Genomic DNA, 2,669 nt, shown 5'->3' with positions numbered 1-2,669 from the left:
GCCCTCTCCGCCCGCCGCACCGCCGCCCTCCAGGCAGACATCGAGGCCCTCGTCGACGGCCTCCTCGACGCCCTCCCGCCCGGCGAGACGGTCGACCTGCGCGAGCACCTCGCCTACCCGCTCCCGATCGCTGTCATCGGCAAGCTCATGGGCGTCCCCGCCGACCAGCGCACCGCATTCCGCACCGGGGTGGACAACGTGTTCGCCACCCACCTCTCCGCCGAGGAACAGGCTGTGAACACCACCGCCCTCTACGGCCTGCTTGACGCCTTGATCGAGACCAAGCGCACTGAGCCCGGTGAGGACATGACCTCGCTGCTGATCGCCACCCGCGACGAGGAGGACGGCTCCGCCCTCAGCCACGCCGAGCTACGCGACCCGCTCCTGCTGATGATCAGCGCCGGATACGAGACCACCGTCAACGTCATCGACCAGGCCATCACCACCCTGCTGACCGATCCCCAGCAGCTTGCCCACATCCGGGAAGGCCGCTGCACCTGGCAGGACGTCGTCGAGGAGACCCTGCGCCACCAGCCCGCGGTCAAGCACCTTCCCCTGCGCTACGCCCGCACCGACATCCCGCTCCCCGACGGCCAGACAATCAAGGCCGGCGAGGCGATCCTCGCCTCCTACGCCGCCGCCAACCGCCACCCCGACTGGCACAAGGACGCCGACCGTTTCGACGCCACCCGCCCCAGCAAGGAACACCTCGCCTTCGGACACGGCGTTCACTTCTGTCTCGGTGCCCCGCTCGCCCGACTCGAAGTCGCCACCGCGCTGCGCCTGCTCTTCGAACGCTTCCCCGACGCCCAACTCGCCACAGAGCGAACTGCGCTGAAGAGGCTGCCGAGCCTTATCAGCAACGGACACGCCTCCGTCTCCGTGCGCCTGCGTCCGATGCCGAGCCATTGACCGAGACCGACGAGGAAGACCACCATGACTGCCCCCGCCCCGACCACGCCGTTCATCCACCAGCACCGACAGCCCGAGCACGGCCAGGGAGACCAGCAGTCGCGACAGATCGGCCGACCGCCGCACATCACGCGGCGGGGGCGCGTCGATCGCCGGCGCCGCCCGGTCGTCCGCCTTCCCCATGATGTCGGAGGACACGATCATGTCGCGCTGCCCCGGTCACCTCCGGCCCCCGGCAGGGACGCGAGGACGGCCCATGCGCTCACTTCCCGGGACGTCGTCCGGCCAACCCGGACACCCGTTTCATCGTCCCACCGCGGGGCGGCCTATCGGGCGGCTCCGCTCATCCGGGCTCGGTTCTCCGCGAGGAGTTCCTGCACCCTGCGCTCGACCTCCTCGGGGTCGACTCTCAGGGCGCGGCCCATGAGGATCGACCACACCTCCGAGCGCACATTGGTTTCGAAGTCCAGGTCTGCGCGGACGTTCTCGCGGGCGGCCTGGCGGTTCTGACTCACCATGACGAAGGTGGACAGGAAGATCGCCTCCAGGCTGACGATCATGGTGAGCAGTCCGAAGGGAAAGGGATCCCAGACCGCCTCCTGGCCGAACGCACCCTAGTTGAACACGATCCAGACCGTAACCACAGCGCGTGCAGGTACACGAACAGCATGGTCCCGGCGAAGGCGGTGATCGCGTCCGCGATCTTGTCCTCGGTCCCGCGTATCCGCGCGAGCACGCCCTGCTCGCGCAGCAGCCGCAGCCCCGGACGGCCGAGACCGCCCGGACGGTTCACAGCACCGCTCATCAGCACTCCCCGGCCGATCGTCGACGTGGAACAGCCGTCAGCGTGCGTGGCGGGCGGGCCTGATCCCCGCGTCGACCGACCGGGGACGCGCTCGAAATACGGCACGCGGCGCAGTGGTGCGGGGCCGGGTGCGGTCAGCGCTCCGTGACCTTGCCCGCCGCCACCACCTCCAGGCGGCGGGTGACCCGCACCGCGTCAAGGGGCCGCCCCGAGCGGGAGGCGACCCCTGGTCCGGTTCCTCCGACCCCTCCAGGGGCTGTACTTGCTCGCACTGGTGGAAGCGGCGCATCAGCCGGGCGCTGCGGCCGCGGTCGCAGCGGTGGCGTCCGGGGCGTCCGTGAAGGGCTGTGTCTGGCGCCGGAAGCAGTGTCCGGGGCCCGGCGCAACATCTGCCGGTTCCGCCGGGCAGAGCAGGTACGCCTGCAGCACCGCACCGCACCGTACACGTGGCCGTATACGGGCAGCGGCGTGTCGGTGATGAGCACGCGGACCAGGCGGCCGGCGACCAGGTGGCGGACGACCGTGCCGGGCTGGACCGGGGGCCGGGGGTGTCAGGAGGCGGCTCGGTAGACCGTGGTGGGGCCGATGACGCCGGCGCCCGAACTGGCTGGGCCTGAGGAGCACTTGACCATGCCGGACATGGTCCGCCGGCTCAAGCGGGTGCTGGGCGAGCGCCGCCCGGTCCTTGCCGTCCCCGTCCCCGGAGCGGCCGGCCGGGCCATGGCCGGCGGCGCGCTGCTGCCCACCCGGCCCGGCCCGCGCGGCACAGTCACCTTCGAGCAGTGGCTGGCCACCCGCCACCCCGCCCCCCGCATCCGCCGCGGCAAGGGACCGGCACCGGCATGAGGCCCCCCGCTGGACCGGCCTCGCGCTGCTTGCCGGCCTCTCGTCGGGGTGGAGGAAATCTGTCGTGGTCGTAGTAGACATCGGCCGTGGGCGGGGTTAGTGTTTC

The 2,669-nt window shown here is 71.2% G+C and carries 3 protein-coding genes; 2 read left to right on the top strand and 1 reads right to left on the bottom strand.

Translation table 11 applies throughout. The features are described 5' to 3' along the window. On the top strand, positions 1-912 hold a 912-nt coding region (locus V7E45_RS39745), incomplete at its 5' end, for a cytochrome P450 (RefSeq protein ID WP_333779165.1). Between the two features lie 326 nt (positions 913-1,238). On the opposite strand, the gene V7E45_RS39740 is transcribed toward V7E45_RS39745, so the two are convergent. Continuing rightward, positions 1,239-1,472, bottom strand: a complete 234-nt coding sequence (locus V7E45_RS39740) for a DUF1003 domain-containing protein (protein ID WP_333779164.1) — start codon at positions 1,470-1,472, stop codon at positions 1,239-1,241. Between the two features lie 875 nt (positions 1,473-2,347). Between V7E45_RS39740 and V7E45_RS39735 the strand changes: the two genes are divergently transcribed. Then, a complete protein-coding gene (locus V7E45_RS39735; protein ID WP_333779163.1) occupies positions 2,348-2,563 on the top strand; it encodes a hypothetical protein in 216 nt (71 codons plus the stop codon). Positions 2,564-2,669: the final 106 nt, after the last annotated feature.

Source organism: Streptomyces sp. IBSBF 3136 (assembly GCF_036815105.1).
Taxonomy (GTDB): domain Bacteria; phylum Actinomycetota; class Actinomycetes; order Streptomycetales; family Streptomycetaceae; genus Streptomyces.
The sequence above is the reverse complement of the archived record's forward strand: the minus strand, read 5'-3'. Positions and strand labels throughout refer to the sequence as shown.